Raw genomic sequence first — 18663 nt, 5'->3', positions numbered from 1 at the left:
CGTCACCAGATTTCCACGCGCTGCTCGTCCGGCCGGACCATGGCATCGCCTGCCTTGCAGCTGAAGGCCTGGGCGAAGGCTGGCATGTTGGATGGCGCGCCGATGGCACGGAATCTCATGGGCGCATGGGGATCGGTGTTGAGGAACAGGCGCGCCTGCTCTTCACGGATCGAGCCCCGCCAGACCCGCGCCCAGTTGAGGAAGAAGCGCTGGTCCTGGGTATAGCCGTCGATCTTCCGGGCAGCCTCTTCCGGCTTCTTCGCCAGGGCCAGTTGCAGGGCGTCATAGGCGGCATTGATGCCGCCGAGGTCGCCGATATTCTCGCCCAGGGTGAGCTTGCCGTTGACGTGCAGCTCCGGATGGTCCGGCAGCGGCCGATAACCGTCGAATTGCTGCACCAGCTTGCCGGTGCGGGCCTCGAAGGCCTTGCGGTCGGCCGGGGTCCACCAGTCGACCTGGTTGCCGGCACCGTCGAACTTGCTGCCCTGGTCGTCGAAGCCATGGCTGGCCTCGTGGCCGATCACCGCGCCGATGCCGCCGTAGTTGATGGCGTCGTCACCGTCCGGATAGAAGAAGGGCGGCTGCAGGATGGCCGCGGGGAAGTTGATGGTGTTGTCGGTGGGGCTGTAGTAGGCGTTGACCGTCTGCGGATACATGCCCCATTCCTTGCGGTCGGTGGGCTTGCCGATCTTGTCCAGGTCATGCCGGTAGTTGAAGCGCGAGGCGGCTTCCAGGTTGGCATAGAATCCCTGGGGCTGGAGGGTCAGGCCGCTCCAGTCACGCCAGCGCTCCGGATAGCCGATCTTGGGCAGGAAGCTATCCCACTTGGCCAGCGCCTTCTGCTTGGTCTCCGGGCTCATCCAGTCGAGCTGCTCGATGCGCGCCTTGAGCGCCAGCATCACGTTGTCCACCAGTTCCTGGGCGCGGGCCTTGGCCTGGGGCGAGAAATGCTCCTCCACATAGAGCTGGCCGAGACCTTCGCCCATGGCGCCGTTGACCGCGCGCAGCACCCGCTTCCAGCGCTCGCTCTGCTGCTGCTGGCCGCTCAGGGTCTTCTGGTTGAACTCGAAGCTCTCCTGCTGGAAGGGTCGGGACAGCAGCGGCGCGGCGTCGTCGATCACATGGGCACGCAGATAGGCCTGCCACTGCTCGACGGGGGTCTCCGCCAGCATCCGGTCGAATTCGGCGAAGAAGCCCGGCTGGGACAGCGAAAAGCCCTGCTGGCCGGTGACGCCCTGGCTGGCGAAGAAGGCCTGCCAGTCGAAGTGCGGCGTCACCTGGTTGGCCTCGGCGAAGCTCAGGTAGTGATACTGGTTTTCCGGATTGCGCAGCTCCACCGGCTTGACCGAGGCGCGCGCCAGGCGACTCTCGAAGGCCAGCACCAGTTCGGCCTGGGCGGCGGCCCTGGCCTTGGGTACGCCGGTCAGAACCAGCAGCCGGGCGATGTGGCCCAGATAGGCCTGGCGCAGCTTGGCGTAGTCGGCTTCGGTGTAGTAATCGGGTGTCGGCAGGCCCAGGCCGCCTTGGTAGGCATAGGCGATCTGCTGCTTGGCATTCTGGTAGTCGGCGCCGGAGCCGAAGGAGAACACCTGCATGTCGCCGCGGGCGAAGCTCTGTTGCAGGTACTTCACGACATCGGCCGTGGTGCGCAATCCATCGATGGCCGCCAGTTGCGCCTGGATCGGGCGATAGCCGGCGCGCTCGATGGCGGCCTCGTCCATGCCCGAGCGATACAGCCAGCCGATCTTCTGTTCCACCGAGCCCGCTGCCGCGCGATCGGCCGTGCGGGCGGCACGCCGCAGGATGGCGTGCTGGTCGTTGAGCGATTTCTCCCCCAGGGCCATGAAGGAACCCCAGCGCGACTTGTCCGGCGGGATCGGATTGGCGGCGACCCACTTCTGGTTGACGAAGGTGTCGAGGTCGCTGCAGGCGGTGGCGGGGTCACCCAGTTCGGTGACGTCGAAGACAGGGGCGGCGAAGGCCTGGCCGCCGAGCAGCAGGCCGATGGCGAGGGTGAGAGGTTTCAACGCAGGCATGGGAGAAAAGGGTCTCCAGGAAAGGACAGGAAAAGCAGGGTAGGGCGCCGAGGGTAGCGGTCGGGGCGCGACCCTGCCAAGGGCGGGTCTCTTGCGGACCCCAGAAACGACGATCCCCGCCGAAGCGGGGATCGTGGGCGACGTCCTGGATCAGAACACCGTCAGCTGCGCCAGTTGCAGCAGCGGCTGCGGATAGACGCCGAGGACGAAGGTCGCGATGGAAATGGCGATCAGCATCACGCCACCGGCGCGCTGACCCCAGTTCATCGGCGCATCGTGGCGCTGCAGGCCCTGCTCGGTCAGGTACAGGGTGACCATCACGCGCAGGTAATAGAACAGGCCGATGGCGCTGCCCAGCACGATGGCCGCGGTCTGCCACCACATGCCCGCTTCCACGCCCACGGTGATGACGTAGAACTTGCCGATGAAACCGGCGGTGAGCGGGATGCCGGCCAGGGACAGCATCATCACAGTCAGCGCCGCGGTCAGGTACGGACGGCGCCAGAACAGGCCGCGGTACTCGAACAGGGCATCGGCGTCACGCTGGCCGTTGCTCGGGCTGGACATCAGGGTGATCACGCCGAACGCGCCCAGGCTGGTGAAGACATAGGTCACCAGGTAGACCGCCACGGCTTCCATCGACAGGCCTTCGCCCGAGGCCACTGCCACCAGCAGGTAGCCGAAGTGGGAGATGGAGGAGTAACCCAGCAGACGCTTGAGGTTGCTCTGCATCAGCGCCAGCAGGTTGCCCACCAGCATGGAGGCGATGGCGATGAAGGCGATGGCATCGTGCAGCCAGCCGTCCTCGGTGGCCATGGGCATGGTCTGGAACACCCGTACCAGCACGGCGAAAACGGCGACCTTGCTGGCGGTGGCCAGGAAGGCGCCGACCGGTGCCGGGGCACCCTCGTAGACGTCCGGGGTCCAGAGGTGGAAGGGCACCAGGGACAGCTTGAAGCCGAGACCGACGATCAGCATGCCGAGGCCGATTTCCATCAGCAGGCCGGTGCTGGCCGGGGCGTCCATCTGCATGCCGATGTCGGCGAAGTTGAGGCTGCCGGACTGGGCGTAGAGCAGGGCCATGCCGAACAGCAGGATGGCCGAACCGGCGGCGGACAGCACCAGGTACTTCATGCCGGCTTCCAGGGAGCGGCGATTGAAGTAGCTGTAGGCCACCAGGCCGTAGACCGGTACCGACAGCAGTTCCAGGCCGATGAACAGACCGGCGACGTTCTGCGCCGCCACCAGCACCAGACCGCCGGTGGCGGAGATCAGCAGCAGCAGGTACAGCTCTTCGCGGTTGCCCGGATAGCCTTCCATGTAGGCATGCGACAGGGTCATGCAGGCCAGGGTGGCGATCAGGATCAGCGCCATGTAGAAGCAGGTGAAGCCGTCGATGCGCAGCAGCGGGGTGACGTCGATGGCGCCGACGCCCAGGGCCGGGATGCAGGACAGCAGGGCCAGGTTGAGACCGATCACGCCCAGGGTCGGGATGATGGTGTGATCCCGCCGCCAGGCGATGCCCAGCATCACCACCACGGCGGTGAAGCCGGTGATGATGATCGGCAGGAGGGCGATGAAGTGTTCGTAGGTAAAGGTCATGGCGCTCTTACCGGGCGGAAACGAGAGAGGAGAAGGCTTCGCCGAGCCACTGCTGGACACCGGCCATGCTCGCGGCCGAGGTATCCAGCACCGGCTGCGGATAGACGCCGAGCAGCACCAGCAGCACGCCAAGCAACAGCAGCATCGACAGTTCCCGTGCGTTCAGACCCGGCAGGGCGCCTTCGGCCTTGGCCGGACCGAAGTAGGCGCGGTGGATCATGATCAGCGAGTAGACCGAGGCGAACACCAGGCCGAAGGTGGCGATGACGGTGATCATCGGCACCACCGGGAAGGCGCCCAGCAGGATCAGGAATTCGCCGACGAAGTTGCCGGTACCCGGCAGACCCAGCGAAGCCGAGGCGAAGAACAGACTCAGGGCGGGCAGGTAGGGCACCCGCGCCCAGAGCCCGCCCATCTGGCGCATGTCACGGGTGTGCATGCGCTCATAGAGCTGGCCGCAGAGGATGAACAGGCCGGCGGCGGAAAGGCCGTGGGCGATCATCTGCACCACCACGCCCTGCAGCGCCTGGGGGCTGCCGGAGTAGATGCCGATCAGCACGAAGCCCATGTGCGAGACGCTGGAGTAGGCCACCAGGCGCTTGATGTCGGTCTGGGCGAACGACAGGATGGCGCCGTAGAAGATGCCGATGATGCCCAGCCACATGGCGATCGGCGCGAATTCCGCCGAGGCGTTGGGGAACAGCGGAATGGCGAAGCGCAGCAGGCCGTAGGCGGCGGTCTTGAGCAGGATGCCGGCGAGGTCGACGGAACCGGCGGTCGGCGCCTGGGCGTGGGCATCCGGCAGCCAGGAGTGCACCGGCACCACCGGCAGCTTCACCGCGAAGGCGATGAAGAAGCCCAGCATCAGCAGGTATTCCAGCTTGGGATCCAGTTGCAGCTGCAGCAGGTCTTCGTAGTCGAAGGTCAGGACGCCGGTCGCACCGTAGTTCACCAGCACCAGGGCGATGATCGCCACCAGCATGATCAGACCGCTGGCCTGGGTGAAGATGAAGAACTTGGTGGCGGCGGTGATGCGGCTCTTCTTGCCGTCCGCGGAGCTATGGCCCCACAGCGCGATCAGGAAGTACATCGGCACCAGCATCATTTCCCAGAAGAAGAAGAACAGGAACAGGTCCAGCGCCAGGAACACCCCCACCACGCCGCCGATGATCCACAGCAGGTTGAGGTGGAAGAAGCCGACGTGGCGCTGCACTTCGCGCCAGGAGCAGGTCACCGCCAGCACACCGAGCAGGCCGGTGAGCAGGATCATCAGCAGCGACAGGCCGTCGAGACCGAAGTGCAGGCTGATGCCGAAGCGCGGAATCCAGTTCATCTGGAATTCCGCGGTCCAGGCGGTTTCGGCGCCAGGGGCCGGAGCCAGGCTGTAGTCGCCGTGGGCCCACAGCCACAGGCCGAGCACCAGCTCCAGCAGCATGGTGAACAGAGCGATCCAGCGGGGCACCAGCGGGCCGGTCTTTTCCGTGAGGAAGCAGAGCAGGCCGCCGATGAAGGGGATCAGGATTAGCCAGGGCAGAAGCATGACGTGTACTTATCCTTAGTCAGGGGGTCAGGCCAGCAGCAGCGCGCCGAGCAGCAGCACGGCGCCTCCCACGATGGAAGCCGCGTACCAGCGCAGACGGCCGTTCTCGGTGATGCTCAGTGCCAGGTTGCCACCGCGCGCCAGCATCGGGATCAGGCCGATGGCCTGGTCGATGGGATCGCGGCGCAGCAGGCGGGCCAGCAGCAGGTACGGCTTGACGAAGATCAGGTCGTACAGCCAGTCGAAGCCCCAGGCGTGATACCACCAGGTCCCGAAGAAGCGACCCGGTGCGCTCTTGGCCAGGCCGTTCACGAAGGAACGCTTGCCGAGGAAGAGCAGGGCGGCCAGCAGGATACCGGCGATGGCGATGGCCCCCGAGGTGATCTCCAGCGAGTGCTTGGCTTCGCCACCGGCATGGCCGATGGATTCCGGCAGCACCCCGGCCAGCGGCGGCACGATCATCGCGCCGACAAAGGTCGAGAGCACCAGCAGCACCGCCAGCGGCAGGTTGTGGGCGATGCCGTGGCCGGCATGGGCCTCGGTGTGCGCCTGGCCGTGGAAGGTGATGAAGATCAGGCGGAAGGTGTAGATCGAGGTCAGGAAGGCACCGGCCAGGCCTGCATAGAGCAGGTAGGTGTGACCGCTGGCCATGGCTTCCCAGAGGATCTCGTCCTTGGAGTAGAAGCCGGCGGTGACCAGCGGCAGCGCCGCCAGGGCCGAACCACCCACCACGAAGCTGGCGTAGGCCAAGGGGATCTTCTTCCACAGGCCGCCCATCTTGAAGATGTTCTGCTCGTGGTGGCAGGCGAGGATCACCGAACCCGAGGCGAGGAACAGCAGCGCCTTGAAGAAGGCGTGGATCATCAGGTGGAAGATCGCCGGTTGCCAGGCGCCGACACCCAGGGCCAGGAACATGTAGCCGATCTGGCTCATGGTCGAATAGGCCAGGATGCGCTTGATGTCGGTCTGCACCAGGGCGGCGAAGCCAGCCAGCACCAGGGTCACGGCACCGACGATGCCGACCAGGTGCAGGATCTCCGGGGCCAGCAGGAACAGGCCATGGGTCCGGGCGATCAGGTAGACGCCCGCGGTCACCATGGTCGCCGCGTGGATCAGGGCGGAGACCGGGGTGGGACCGGCCATGGCGTCCGCCAGCCAGGTCTGCAGCGGCAGCTGGGCCGACTTGCCGACGGCGCCGCCGAGCAGGGCCAGGGTGGCCAGCACGATCAGCGGATCGCCGCTGGCGAAGACGTCGGGCGCCTTCTGCAGCAGCTCCTGGATGTCCAGGGTGCCCAGGGTCATGAACAGGATGAACAGACCGAAGGCCATGAAGACGTCACCGACACGGGTGACGATGAAGGCCTTCAGCGCCGCGTTGCCGTTGGCGCGCTCGCTGTAGTAGAAGCCGATCAGCAGATAGCTGCACAGGCCCACGCCTTCCCAACCGAAGTACAGCAGCAGCAGGTTGTCGCCGAGAACCAGCAGCAACATGCTGAAGATGAACAGGTTGGTGTAGGCGAAGAAGCGCGAGTAGCCCTCTTCACCGCGCATGTACCAGGAGGCGAACAGGTGGATCAGGAAGCCGACGCCGGTGACCACGCCGAGCATGGTCAGCGACAGGCCGTCCAGGTAGAGCGCCATGTTGGGCGCGAAGCCCTCCACGTTCATCCACTGCCAGAGGACGAGGGTCAGGTGACCGTCGGCGGGCGGCGCGACGTGGAAGTTCCAGCCGACCCAGGCGGCGACCAGCGCCGCCAGGCCCACCGAACCCACGCCGATCAGCGCGGAGAGATTCTCCGACAGCCGACCGCGGGAAAAGGCCAGCAGGAAGTAGCCGACCAGGGGAAAGGCGAAGGTGAGGGGTAGCAGGTTCATCCGTGCATCTCGCTGGCGGCATCGACGTCGAGGGTGTGGAAGCGGCGATAGAGCTGCAGCAGGATCGCCAGGCCGATACTGGCCTCGGCGGCGGCCAGGCTCAGCACCAGGATGAACATCACCTGGCCGTCGGGGGCGCCCCAACGGCTACCCGCGACCACGAAGGCCAGGGCGGCGGCGTTCATCATGATTTCCAGACTCATGAGCACGAAGAGGATGTTGCGGCGGACCATCAGGCCCACCAGGCCAAGGGCGAACAGGGCGCCGGCGAGGGCCAGGCCGTGTTCCAGAGGTATGGCGTTCATTGGCTGTTCTCCAGTCCTTGGCGACTCACTCGCCGATCCCGTCTTTGACGTCGCTGCGACCCAGGTGATAGGCCGCGACCAGGGCACCCAGCAGCAGCATGGAGGCCAGTTCGACCGCCAGCAGATAGGGTCCGAACAGGCTGATGCCTACGGCCTTGGCTTCCACCGAGGTGTGGCCGATGGCGGCGCCGCCCGGGGTACGCGACAGCACCACCAGCAGTTCCACCAGCAGCGCACCGGCGAGGATCGACGGACCGATCCAGACCTTGGGGGTCAGCCACTTGCGCTCCTGCTCGGCCACGACCGGCCCGAGGTTGAGCATCATCACCACGAAGACGAACAGCACCATGATGGCGCCGGCGTAGACGATGATCTCCAGGGCCCCGGCGAAGGGTGCGCCCAGGGCGAAGAACACCATGGACACGGCCAGCAGTGAGATGATCAGGTACAGCAGCGCATGCACCGGATTGGTGTTGGTGATCACCCGGAAGGTGGCCAGGACGGCCACCCCAGCGGAGAAATAGAAGGCGAATTCCACGACAGCTCCTTAGGGCAGCAGGCTCTTCACGTTGATCGGCTCTGCCTCGCTCTGCGCGGCACCCTTGGGCTTGCCCGCGATGGCCATGCCGGCCACGCGGTAGAAGTTGTATTCCGGATACTTGCCCGGACCCGAGATCAGCAGGTCCTGCTTCTCGTACACCAGCTCCTGGCGCTTGAACTCGGACATCTCGAAATCCGGGGTCAGCTGGATGGCGGTGGTGGGGCAGGCCTCCTCGCACATGCCGCAGAAGATGCAGCGCGAGAAGTTGATGCGGAAGAACTCGGGGTACCAGCGACCGTCTTCGGCTTCTGTCTTCTGCAGCGAGATGCAGCCGACCGGGCAGGCCACGGCGCACAGGTTGCACGCCACGCAGCGCTCCTGGCCGTCGGGGTCACGGGTGAGCACGATGCGGCCGCGGTAGCGCGGGGGCAGGTACACGGGTTCCTCGGGGTATTGCAGGGTGTCGCGCTTGCGGAAGGCGTGGCTGAAGACCATCACCACGCTGCGCAACTGGGTGTAGGTGCCATGCAGGACGTGCAGGATTTCCTTGATCATGACGGATACCTCACTGGCCGATGGCCGGCGTGGCGCTATAGAGCACCACCGCACCGGTCACCAGCAGGTTGATCAGGGTCAGGGGCAGGCAGAACTTCCAGCTGAAGGCCATTACCTGGTCGTAGCGCGGACGCGGAATGGACGCACGCAACAGGATGAAGATCATGATGAAGAAGGCGGTCTTCAGGGCGAACCAGACAAAGGACAGCCAGGGCAGGGTATCCAGGAAGGGACCGTGCCAGCCGCCGAAGAACAGGGTCACCAGCAGCGCCGAGATCAGCACGATGCCGATGTACTCGCCGACGAAGAACATGCCCCACTTCATGCCCGCGTATTCGATGTGGTAACCGTCGGCGAGCTCCTGCTCGGCTTCCGGCTGATCGAAGGGGTGACGGTGGGTGACGGCGATGCCGGCGATGAAGAAGGTGCAGAAGCCGAAGAACTGGGGAATGATGAACCACCAGCCCTGGTGCTGCGCCTCGACGATGTCCCTCATGTTGAAGGAGCCGGTCACCGCGACGATGCCCATCACCGACAGACCCATGAACACCTCGTAGGAGAGGGTCTGGGCCGAGGCGCGCATGGCGCCCAGCAGCGAGAACTTGTTGTTGCTCGCCCAGCCGGCGAAGAGCACCGCATAGACGTTGACGCCGGCCATGGCGAAGAAGAACAGCAGGCCGATGTTCAGGTCCGCCACGCCCCAGGTAGGGGTGATCGGGATGACCGAGAAGGCCACCAGCAGCGAGCCCATGGCGATCACCGGTGCCAGGGCGAAGATCATCTTGTCGGCGAACGGGGGCGTCCAGTCCTCCTTGAAGAACATCTTCAGCATGTCGGCGCCCAGCTGGAAGGCGCCGAAGGGACCGACCCGGTTGGGACCGTGGCGGTCCTGCCAGAGACCCAGCAGGCGCCGTTCGACGAAGCTCAGCAGCGCCCCGCAGATGACCACCGCCAGCAGGATGACGATGGCCTTGAGGACGCCGATCACCACGGCGATGAGGGTGGGGGTGAGCCAGGTCATGCCGCGGCCTCCTGCAGTCCTTCCACGGAGAGGCCGGCGAAGTCCACCGGAATCCCTTCGAAGCCGGCGGGCAGACCGACCAGGCCGGCGGACAGCTCGGGCTTGATCTGCAGCGGCAGGCGCAATTCCTGACCGGCGACCTGCAGGCGCAGCAGGGCACCTTCGTTGACACCCAGGCGGTCGGCATCGGCCTTGGCCAGCGCCACGTAGGCGGCCGGGATGCGCTCACGCACCGGCTCGGCACGGGAAGAGGTCTCTTCGCTGCCGAACAGGTGGTACAGCGGCACGGCCTGGAAGCCGGACGCGGTACTGCGCACGGCAGCGGCCGGGACGGCGAACCAGTTCAGGCGATCGCCCTGGGTCTCGATCAGGCGCACGCCCGGATCGCCGGCGCGCAGGTGACCACCGACCTCGTCCTGGAACTTGTTCCAGGCCTGGGGCGAGTTCCAGCCCGGGGACCAGGCGAAGGGGATCTGCTGACGCGGCTCGGCGCTGCCGGCATAGCCTTCCATGGAGAAGGCGAAGGCGGTGTCGGCGTCCTGGGGCGCGCGCGGCTCGTGCACGCTGAGGTTGGCGCGCATGGAGGTGCGGCCGCTGTAGCGGTGCGGTTCGCGGGCGAGCTTGAGGCCCTTCACCCGGAAGCTGGCGTTGGGCGCGGCGTCGCGGATGCCGTCCAGTTGCGGCGCGGCAGTGGCCACGGCGTCGGTGACATGGTCCAGCTGGGTCCAGTCCACCGGACGGTTGTCCAGGGTGTTGCGCAGGGCGTGCAGCCAGCGCCAGCCTTCGCGGACCAGGCTGGAGGGATCGTAGTAGCTCGGCTCATAGACCTGGAAGAAGCGCTGGGCGCGACCTTCCTGGCTGACCAGGGTACCGTCGCCTTCGGCGAAGCTCGCCGCCGGCAGCACCAGATCGGCGCGCTGGGCGGTGGCGGTGCGCTGGTGATCCAGCACCACCAGCACCTGGGCGCGGGCCAGGGCCTGATCCACCTGCTGGGCAGGGGCGCGGCGATAGAGGTCGTTCTCCAGCACCACCAGAACATCGGCCTGGCCGTTTTCCAGGGCCGCGAAGGCGTCTTCGACGGACTCGCCGCCATAGAGCGCCAGACCCAGGCTGTTGGCTTCGGGCACCACCAGACTCAGGGAGCCGGCCTTGCCCTTGGCGGCCAGAGCCTTGGCCAGGTTGGCGGCGGCCTCGATCAGCGCCGGTTCACCCAGGGAGGTACCGGATACCACCAGTGGACGTTCGGCCGCCAGCAGGGTCTCGGCCAGCAGACGCGCCTGCTCGGCGACTTCGTCGCTCAGGCCGTCGACGGCCGGGGCGCTGGCGTCGATGGCATGGGCCACGGCATGGCCGAAACGGGCCAGTTCCAGCGGCGAGCCATGCAGACGGGCGTCGGCGACGTCGTCCAGGCGGGTGGCGGCGACGCTGGCGATGAACAGCGGATTGCGCTCGCTCTGGCCGATATTCTGCACGGCCGCGTTGAGCCAGGGCTGGATCTTCTGCGCCGCGGCCATGGCCTCGGGCTTGCCCTTGACGGACTGCCGCAGGGACAGCGCCAGGCGGGCCGCGGTCTGGGTCAGGTCCTCGCCGAGGACGAAGACGGCGTCGTGCTTTTCCATGGCGCGCAGGGTCGGGACGGGCAGGGGGCTGTCCTTGAGCACCTGCAGCACCAGGCGCACATTGGCCAGGTCACGGGCGCTCATGCCGCTGTAGAAGTTCTCGGCGCCGACCAGTTCGCGCAGGGCGTGGTTGCTTTCCAGGCTAGCACGCGGCGAGCCGATGCCGATCACCTTCTTGCCGCGCAGCAGCAGGGCGGCGCGATCCAGGGCGGCATCGATCCCGGTTTCCAGGCTGCCATCTTTCAGCAGGGCCTGGCGCGGACGATCCTTGCGATTGACATAGCCATAGCCGAAGCGGCCACGGTCGCAGAGGAAATACTGGTTCACCGAACCGTTGAAGCGGTTCTCGATGCGGCGCAGTTCGCCATAGCGCTCGCCGGGGCTGATGTTGCAGCCCGACGAGCAGCCATGGCAGATGCTCGGGGCGAACTGCATGTCCCACTTGCGGTTGTAGCGCTCGGAGTGGGTCTTGTCGGTGAACACCCCGGTGGGGCAGACCTCGGTCAGGTTGCCGGAGAATTCGCTCTCCAGGGCACCGTCCTCGACGCGGCCGAAATAGACGTTGTCGTGGGCGCCATAGACGCCCAGGTCGGTACCGCCGGCGTAGTCCTTGTAGTAGCGCACGCAGCGATAGCAGGCGATGCAGCGGTTCATCTCGTGAGCGACGAACGGGCCGAGGTCCTGGTTCTGGTGAGTACGCTTGGTGAAGCGATAGCGGCGCTTGTTGTGGCCGGTCATCACCGTCATGTCCTGCAGGTGGCAATGGCCGCCTTCTTCGCAGACCGGACAGTCGTGGGGATGGTTGGTCATCAGCCATTCGATGACCGAGCTGCGGAATTCCTTGGCTTCAGCGTCTTCGATGGAGATGTAGGTCTTGTCGCTGGACGGGGTCATGCAGGACATGACCAGGCGCCCGCGGGTGTCGTTCTCGTCGGCGAACTGCTTCACCGCGCACTGGCGGCAGGCGCCGACGCTGCCCAGCGCCGGGTGCCAGCAGAAATAGGGGATGTCGAGCCCCAGGGACAGGCAGGCTTCGAGGAGGTTGTCCGCCCCGTCGACCTCGTACGTCTTGCCGTCTACGTGGATAGTGGCCATAGGGTTTTCTTCTCACCCGCGCAGGGCGGGTCTGGCTAATGGGAAAACGTTCGCGCCGCCCTGGCGATCGCCAGAGGCAGCGCCGGCCGGAGCGGGTCCGGCCAGAAAGCGATGGAAGCGGCCCCCGCGGGGGCCGATCCTCAGGTCACGCTCGCCGAAGCAGTCGGTCGCGGCTCGCTGGGCGCCTTGCGCACACCGGCCTCGAACTCTTCGCGGAAATACTTGATGGCACTACCCAGGGGCTCGACGGCACCCGGTGCGTGGGCACAGAACGTCTTGCCCGGGCCGAGGAAGTTGACCAGCTGCAGCAGGGTGTCCAGATCGCCCTGCTGCCCCTCGCCCTTCTCCAGGCTGCGCAGGAGCTTGACGCTCCAGGGCAGGCCGTCGCGGCAGGGGGTGCACCAGCCGCAGGATTCCCGGGCGAAGAATTCTTCCATGTTGCGCAGCAGCGAGACCATGTTGACGCTGTCGTCCACGGCCAGGGCCAGACCGGTACCCATGCGGGTGCCGACCTTGCCGATGCCGCCGGCGTACATCTGCGCCGAGAGGTGCTCGGGCAGCAGGAAGCCGGTACCGGCGCCACCGGGCTGCCAGCACTTGAGCTTGAAGCCGTCGCGCATGCCGCCGGCGTAGTCCTCGAACAGCTCCTGGGCGGTGATGCCGAAGGGCAATTCCCAGACGCCAGGGTTCTTCACCTTGCCGGAGAAGCCCATGAGCTTGGTGCCCATGTCTTCGCTGCCTTCGCGAGCCAGGCTCTTGTACCAGTCGACGCCGCCCGCGACGATGCCCGGCACGTTGCACAGGGTCTCGACGTTGTTGACGCAGGTCGGCTTGCCCCAGACGCCGACGGCGGCGGGGAAGGGCGGCTTGGAGCGCGGGTTGGCGCGGCGGCCTTCCAGGGAGTTGATCAGCGCGGTCTCTTCGCCACAGATGTAGCGACCGGCGCCGGTGTGGACGAACAGCTCGAAGTCGAAGCCGCTACCGAGGATGTTCTTGCCCAGCAGGCCGGCCGCCTTGGCTTCCTCCACCGCGCGCCGCAGGTTGGCGGCGGCGTCGACGTATTCGCCGCGCAGGAAAATGTAGCCGCGATAGGCCTTGAGCGCCCGGGCACTGATCAGCATGCCTTCCACCAGCAGGTGCGGCAGCTGCTCCATGAGCAGGCGGTCCTTCCAGGTGTTGGGTTCCATCTCGTCCGCGTTGCACAGCAGGTAGCGGATATCGAGGGATTCGTCCTTGGGCATCAGGCCCCACTTCACGCCGGTGGGGAAACCCGCGCCGCCGCGGCCCTTGAGGCCGGAGTCCTTGACTTCCTGGACGATGGCATCGGGGGCCAGCTCGGTCAGCGCCTTGCGGGCCGCGGCGTAGCCGTCCTTCGCCTGGTATTCCTCCAGCCAGACCGGAGCGCCGTCTTCACGCAGGCGCCAGGTCAGGGGGTGGGTCTCGGGGGTACGGGCGATGCTGTTGGCAGGCCCGAAGGAGGTCAGTCTCATGCGTATCCCTCCAGCAGTTTGGCCACGCCCGCGGGTTGGACATCGCCATGGGTGTCGTCGTCGATCATCAGCGCCGGGGCCTTGTCGCAATTGCCCAGGCAGCAGACCGGCAGCAGGGTGAAGCGGCTGTCGGCGGTGGTCTGGCCCAGGCCGATGCCCAGCTGGCGCTGGATCTCGCCGACCACGGATTCGTGGCCGCCGATGTAGCAGGTCATGCTGTCGCACACCCGAATGATGTGGCGGCCGACCGGTACGCGAAAGATCTGGCTATAGAAGGTTGCCACGCCCTCGACGTCGCTGGCGGGAATGCCCAGCACTTCGCCGATGGCGTAGATGGCGCCGTCCGGCACCCAGCCACGTTCCTTCTGGACGATCTTCAGGGCCTCGATGGACGCCGCGCGCGGGTCCTCGTAGTGGTGCATCTCGTGCTCGATGGCCGAGCGCTCGGTTTCGCTCAGGACGAAACGGTCGGTTTGGATCAGGGTTTCGGTGCTCATGCTCAGCGGTCCACGTCGGCCATGACGAAGTCGATACTGCCCAGGTAGGCAATCAGGTCGGACACCATGCTGCCGCGGATGACGGCCGGGATCTGCTGCAGGTGCGGGAAGCTCGGCGTCCGGATGCGGGTGCGGTAGCTCATGGTGCTGCCATCGCTCGTCAGGTAATAGCTGTTGGCGCCCTTGGTCGCCTCGATCATCTGGAAGGCTTCGCCGGCCGGCATCACCGGACCCCAGGACACTTGCAGGAAGTGGGTGATCAGGGTCTCGATGTGCTGCAGGGTGCGCTCCTTGGGCGGCGGCGTGGTCAGCGGGTGATCCGCCTTGTACGGGCCTTCGGGCATGTGCTGCAGGCACTGCTCGATGATGCGCAGGCTCTGGCGCATCTCCTCGACGCGCAGCATGCCGCGGTCGTAGCAGTCGCCGTTGTGGGCGATGGGCACTTCGAATTCGAAGTTCTCGTAACCGGAGTAGGGGCGGGCCTTGCGCAGGTCGAAGTCCAGACCGGTCGCGCGCAGGTTGGGACCGGTGACGCCCCACTCGAGGGCTTCCTTGGTGTTGTAGACGGCGACGTTCTTGGTCCGGCCGATGAGGATGCTGTTCTTCATCGCGGCCTTTTCGTACTCGTCCAGACGCTTGGGCATCCAATCGAGGAATTCGCGGACCAGCTTGTCCCAGCCACGCGGCAGGTCATGGGCGACGCCGCCGATGCGGAACCAGGCGGGGTGCATGCGGAAGCCGGTGATGGCCTCGATCACCTTGTAGGCGCGCTGACGGTCGGTGAAGGTAAAGAACACCGGGGTCATGGCACCGACGTCCTGGATATAGGTACCCAGGTACAGCAGGTGACTGTTGATGCGGAAGAACTCGGCCATCATCACGCGGATGAAGTCGACCCGCGACGGCACCTTGATGCCGGCGAGCTTTTCCACCGAGAGGACGTAGGGCAGGTTGTTCATCACCCCACCCAGGTAGTCGATCCGGTCGGTGTAGGGGATGTAGCTGTGCCAGGACTGGCGCTCGGCCATCTTCTCGGCGCCGCGGTGGTGGTAGCCGATCTCCGGCACGCAGTCGACGATCTCTTCGCCGTCCAGCTGCAGGATGATGCGGAAGGCACCGTGGGCGGAGGGGTGGTTCGGACCCAGGTTGAGGAACATGAAGTCGGAATTCTCCGCATGCTCCTTCATGCCCCATTCCTCGGGCTTGAATCTCAGGGTTTCCTGTTCGAGGTCCTGCTTGGCGGCATTCAGCGCATAGGGATCGAACTCGGTCGCGCGCGCCGGATAGTCCTTGCGCAGCGGATGACCCTGCCAGTTGTCGGCCATCAGCATGCGCTTGGGCAGCGGGTGTCCGTCGAAGTGGATGCCGTACATGTCCAGCACTTCCCGCTCGTACCAGTTGGCATTGGGGAAGATGCCGGTGGCGGTGGGCAGGCGCAGGTCGTTGGCGGAGAGGGCCACCTTGAGCATTACATCGCTATTACGGTCGATGGACAGCAGGTGGTAGAAAACGGTGAAGTCCGCGTTGGGCAGGCCGCGGCGGTGGGTCCGCAGCCGCTCGTCCACGCCATGCAGGTCATAGAGCATGACGTAGGGGCGGGGCAGATTGCGCAGGAAGCGCAGTACTTCGATGATTCGTTCGCGTGCCACCCAGATCACCGGCATGCCGGTACGGGTGTCTTGCAGGGTCAGGGCGTCGGCGCCGAATTGGCCCTGGAGTTCGCCAACCACCGACGCTTCGCCGGCAGGGGCGAGCGCAGAGGCGGACAGAGCGGTGTCTGCGGTCATGATGTTCCGTCGCTAATCGATCGTCGTCAGCGTGCAGGTCCCGAAGGGGACTTACACTTCGTCTGGGCTGCGCAGGTTGGTGACCTGGATGCGGCGCTCGCGGTTCTGCTCGCGCTGCGAAGGCATCTCGGCGCGGTAGATACCCTGGTCGCCCACCACCCAGGAAAGGGGGCGGCGTTCTTCACCGATGGAGTCCTGCAGGAGCATCAGGCCCTGGAGGAAGGCTTCGGGGCGAGGCGGGCAGCCGGGCACGTAGACGTCGACGGGCAGGAACTTGTCCACGCCCTGAACGACCGAGTAGATGTCGTACATACCGCCGGAGTTGGCGCAGGCGCCCATGGAGATCACCCACTTGGGTTCCAGCATCTGCTCGTACAGGCGCTGGATGACCGGGGCCATCTTCATGAAGGGGGTGCCGGCGATGACCATGAAGTCGGCCTGACGCGGCGAGGCCCGGATGACTTCGGCGCCGAAGCGGGCGATGTCGTGGGGCGCCGTGAAAGCGGTGGTCATTTCCACATAGCAGCAGGACAGGCCGAAGTTGTACGGCCACAGGGAATTCTTGCGTCCCCAATTGACCGCGCCCCGCAGGACATCTTCGAGCTTGCCCATGAAGATGCTGCGGTTGACCTGACTTTCGACGGGGTCGGCCACGGTTTCCCGCTGGCCGGCCGGATAGCGGTCTACTGCCGCATCGGGATCGATCCGGGTGAGATTGTATTGCATTGCCAAAGCCTCATTGTTTCGACTTCGCCTGCCGCTCGCGACGGCTCGCAGGCGCCCAATCGAGCGCTCCGATTCGCCACAGGTAGACAAGACCCGCCAACAGAATTGCTATGAAAATGGAGGCTTCCACGAAGCCGGCCCATCCCGATTCACGGATGGACACCGACCAGGCGAAGAGAAAGAGGGCTTCGACGTCGAAGATCACGAAGAGCATCGCGACCAGGTAGAACTTGGCAGAGAGACGGAGACGGGCACCCCCGGTGGGGACGATGCCGGACTCGAAGGGGTCGTTCTTGCTGCGGCCCACGGCTTTGCTGCCGAGCAGGCTCGAGACTCCGAGCATGAAGGCAATCAGACCAACCACGCCCAGGAGAAATACCGCGAAGCTCCAGTTGTGGGTCAGTAGGCTGATCGACTCAGACATGCTTTGAATCCTTAATTATTGGGTATCAGGCGCTATCAGTGCGACACGGTGTCGCAAGACAGACAGATTTTATGCTCTATCGATTCATTCTGTAAATTTATTGGTCCAAAAAGATTCTATTGGACTGCTTTGAATCAAACTAAACAGAACTTCCGGTTTATTTGAGAATGAATATAAGAATTATTCTCAAATAACTTCCTTCTGTTCCTGTGTCCTAGATTGCCAGCCGCGGCAGGAGTTCTGCCGTTCGCCGGTTTGCTAGTCGATGAGATCGGCGCGGATGCTCAGCTGACGGTCGTCACGGCCTTCGGTGGAGTAGTGGCGGACAAGGCCGCTCTGGTCGCCCTCGATCTGCTGCCGGAAGCCGCCCAGGTCCAGCCACTGGCCCAGGGGGCCGCTGATGCGGGTGGCGGCGCTCTGGGTCTGCACCGTGCCCGGACGCATGGCGGCGGCCCGGTCATCGACGCTGCTGATGTCCAGGTGCACCAGATTGCCGCTCAGGCGGGCGGTGACCTGAAAGCCCCGTTCGAGGCGGCGGTAATCGGTCTGGGCGTAGCTCTGACCATAGGGCGAGGTCTGGTAGGTGGTCACCGGGACGTCTTCACCGAAGCGGATGAAGGCGGGGTAGCCCTCGGTGACCTGGACGCGCTGGGCGCCATCCTCCTTCTGGTCGGTGCTGTCTTCGATGATGCGTACCTGGGGCGCACGCACGTCGCCGTTTACCGAATAACCCTGACTGGCGCCCGAGCTGCCGGCGCGGGTGGCCAGGGTGATGAGCAGGCGCCGCGGTTGGGTGTCCAGCTGGGCGAGCAGACTCTTGAGTTCGGCCAGCTTGGCCGGCTCGGCATTGACGATCAGCTGATTGCCGTAGACGTTGATCTTGCCTTCGCTGCCAAGGACGGCTTGCAAGGTAGGCAGCAGATCGTCGGCGGTGCGGTATTGCAGGGGTATGACCTCGGTACGAGGCGCCGCCCAGGCGGTGGTCGTCAGCAGCAACAGGAACGCCAGCAGACCTTTCACAGCACCATCCTCCGCAATTCCTGATCCGGCTGGCTGCTGGCCCAGAGGCGATCGAAGACCTGCTGCTGAACCTTGACGGCGGCGCGGTCGCCGTAGCGGACGAAGCCGGTGGGCGCACTGCCCGTGCGGCGCAGCAGGGCCTGGTCGTCGACGATGAGGCAGCTGCCTTCCGGGTGCTGATCGGCCGGTGGCCGCCGGATCAACAGATTGCTGGTCAGGCGTTGCGCCAGGGCGATGAGTCGGTGCCCCTGGCGCATGGCGAGGGCGCTGTCGTTGATGAGGATGCGGACCTGATGCCGCGGATGGCCCAGCAGCAGACGCTTGATCGCCGCCTCGACGGCGAGATTGTCGTAGAGCGGTGCTTCCAGGTCGGGCGTCTGGATGCTCAGCTGGCGGCTGGCTTGGCCGATGAGGCGGACACCGTGCTCACGCAGGGCGTCCAGGCCTTCGAGGCGCAGGGCGAGGTCCTGGCCGAGCTGGGGTTCGGGCAATCCGTCCAGGGTCAGATCGGCAAAGGACTCGTCCACGGC

General features: G+C 65.5%; 16 protein-coding genes. All 16 read right to left on the bottom strand.

The window, feature by feature from the left end; translation table 11 throughout:
• Positions 1-2: 2 nt before the first annotated feature.
• The 16 genes from QKY98_RS09990 to QKY98_RS09915 all read right to left on the bottom strand — a co-directional run bounded on the left by QKY98_RS09990 (position 3) and on the right by QKY98_RS09915 (position 18660).
• Positions 3-2036: a M13 family metallopeptidase gene (locus tag QKY98_RS09990; protein WP_284670791.1), complete on the bottom strand. Its 2034-nt coding sequence runs from the start codon at positions 2034-2036 to the stop codon at positions 3-5.
• A gap of 150 nt (positions 2037-2186) precedes the next feature.
• Positions 2187-3638, bottom strand: coding sequence for an NADH-quinone oxidoreductase subunit NuoN (gene nuoN / locus QKY98_RS09985; RefSeq protein ID WP_027599801.1), 1452 nt, complete (start codon positions 3636-3638; stop codon positions 2187-2189).
• Positions 3639-3645: 7 nt separating this feature from the next.
• Positions 3646-5178 carry an NADH-quinone oxidoreductase subunit M gene (gene nuoM / locus QKY98_RS09980; RefSeq protein WP_007158896.1) on the bottom strand — a complete coding sequence of 511 codons (1533 nt, stop codon included), beginning with the start codon at positions 5176-5178 and terminating at the stop codon, positions 3646-3648.
• Positions 5179-5205: 27 nt separating this feature from the next.
• Positions 5206-7053: an NADH-quinone oxidoreductase subunit L gene (nuoL, locus tag QKY98_RS09975; protein ID WP_027599800.1), complete on the bottom strand. Its 1848-nt coding sequence runs from the start codon at positions 7051-7053 to the stop codon at positions 5206-5208.
• Entirely contained in the window at positions 7050-7358 is a 309-nt protein-coding gene (gene nuoK, locus QKY98_RS09970) for an NADH-quinone oxidoreductase subunit NuoK (RefSeq protein WP_007158894.1), read from the bottom strand. Before nuoK ends, nuoL begins: the two co-directional genes overlap by 4 nt.
• A 25-nt stretch (positions 7359-7383) precedes the next feature.
• Positions 7384-7896, bottom strand: coding sequence for an NADH-quinone oxidoreductase subunit J (nuoJ, locus tag QKY98_RS09965; RefSeq protein WP_027599799.1), 513 nt, complete (start codon positions 7894-7896; stop codon positions 7384-7386).
• Positions 7897-7905: 9 nt separating this feature from the next.
• Entirely contained in the window at positions 7906-8454 is a 549-nt protein-coding gene (nuoI, locus tag QKY98_RS09960; RefSeq protein ID WP_284670790.1) for an NADH-quinone oxidoreductase subunit NuoI, read from the bottom strand.
• 10 nt (positions 8455-8464) lie between these two features.
• Positions 8465-9475: an NADH-quinone oxidoreductase subunit NuoH gene (nuoH, locus tag QKY98_RS09955; RefSeq protein ID WP_007158891.1), complete on the bottom strand. Its 1011-nt coding sequence runs from the start codon at positions 9473-9475 to the stop codon at positions 8465-8467.
• Positions 9472-12189, bottom strand: coding sequence for an NADH-quinone oxidoreductase subunit NuoG (gene nuoG / locus QKY98_RS09950; protein ID WP_284670789.1), 2718 nt, complete (start codon positions 12187-12189; stop codon positions 9472-9474). Before nuoG ends, nuoH begins: the two co-directional genes overlap by 4 nt.
• A gap of 140 nt (positions 12190-12329) precedes the next feature.
• Positions 12330-13679 carry an NADH-quinone oxidoreductase subunit NuoF gene (nuoF, locus tag QKY98_RS09945; RefSeq protein WP_017642309.1) on the bottom strand — a complete coding sequence of 450 codons (1350 nt, stop codon included), beginning with the start codon at positions 13677-13679 and terminating at the stop codon, positions 12330-12332.
• Complete coding sequence (gene nuoE / locus QKY98_RS09940; RefSeq protein ID WP_007158888.1) at positions 13676-14176, bottom strand: NADH-quinone oxidoreductase subunit NuoE; 501 nt, start codon at positions 14174-14176, stop codon at positions 13676-13678. Before nuoE ends, nuoF begins: the two co-directional genes overlap by 4 nt.
• A 2-nt stretch (positions 14177-14178) precedes the next feature.
• Positions 14179-15963 carry an NADH-quinone oxidoreductase subunit C/D gene (gene nuoC, locus QKY98_RS09935; protein ID WP_017642311.1) on the bottom strand — a complete coding sequence of 595 codons (1785 nt, stop codon included), beginning with the start codon at positions 15961-15963 and terminating at the stop codon, positions 14179-14181.
• A gap of 51 nt (positions 15964-16014) precedes the next feature.
• Positions 16015-16689 carry a NuoB/complex I 20 kDa subunit family protein gene (locus QKY98_RS09930; protein WP_007158886.1) on the bottom strand — a complete coding sequence of 225 codons (675 nt, stop codon included), beginning with the start codon at positions 16687-16689 and terminating at the stop codon, positions 16015-16017.
• Between the two features lie 10 nt (positions 16690-16699).
• Positions 16700-17113, bottom strand: a complete 414-nt coding sequence (locus QKY98_RS09925; RefSeq protein ID WP_007158885.1) for an NADH-quinone oxidoreductase subunit A — start codon at positions 17111-17113, stop codon at positions 16700-16702.
• Between the two features lie 258 nt (positions 17114-17371).
• Positions 17372-18133, bottom strand: coding sequence for a secretin N-terminal domain-containing protein (locus tag QKY98_RS09920; protein ID WP_027599797.1), 762 nt, complete (start codon positions 18131-18133; stop codon positions 17372-17374).
• Complete coding sequence (locus tag QKY98_RS09915) at positions 18130-18660, bottom strand: DUF7931 domain-containing protein (RefSeq protein ID WP_007158883.1); 531 nt, start codon at positions 18658-18660, stop codon at positions 18130-18132. The genes QKY98_RS09920 and QKY98_RS09915 overlap by 4 nt, the downstream gene beginning before the upstream one ends.
• Positions 18661-18663 lie beyond the last annotated feature (3 nt).

This window comes from Pseudomonas sp. HR1, from assembly GCF_030175875.1.
GTDB lineage: Bacteria > Pseudomonadota > Gammaproteobacteria > Pseudomonadales > Pseudomonadaceae > Chryseomonas > Chryseomonas oryzihabitans.
This window is presented reverse-complemented; position numbering and strand designations above follow the sequence as displayed.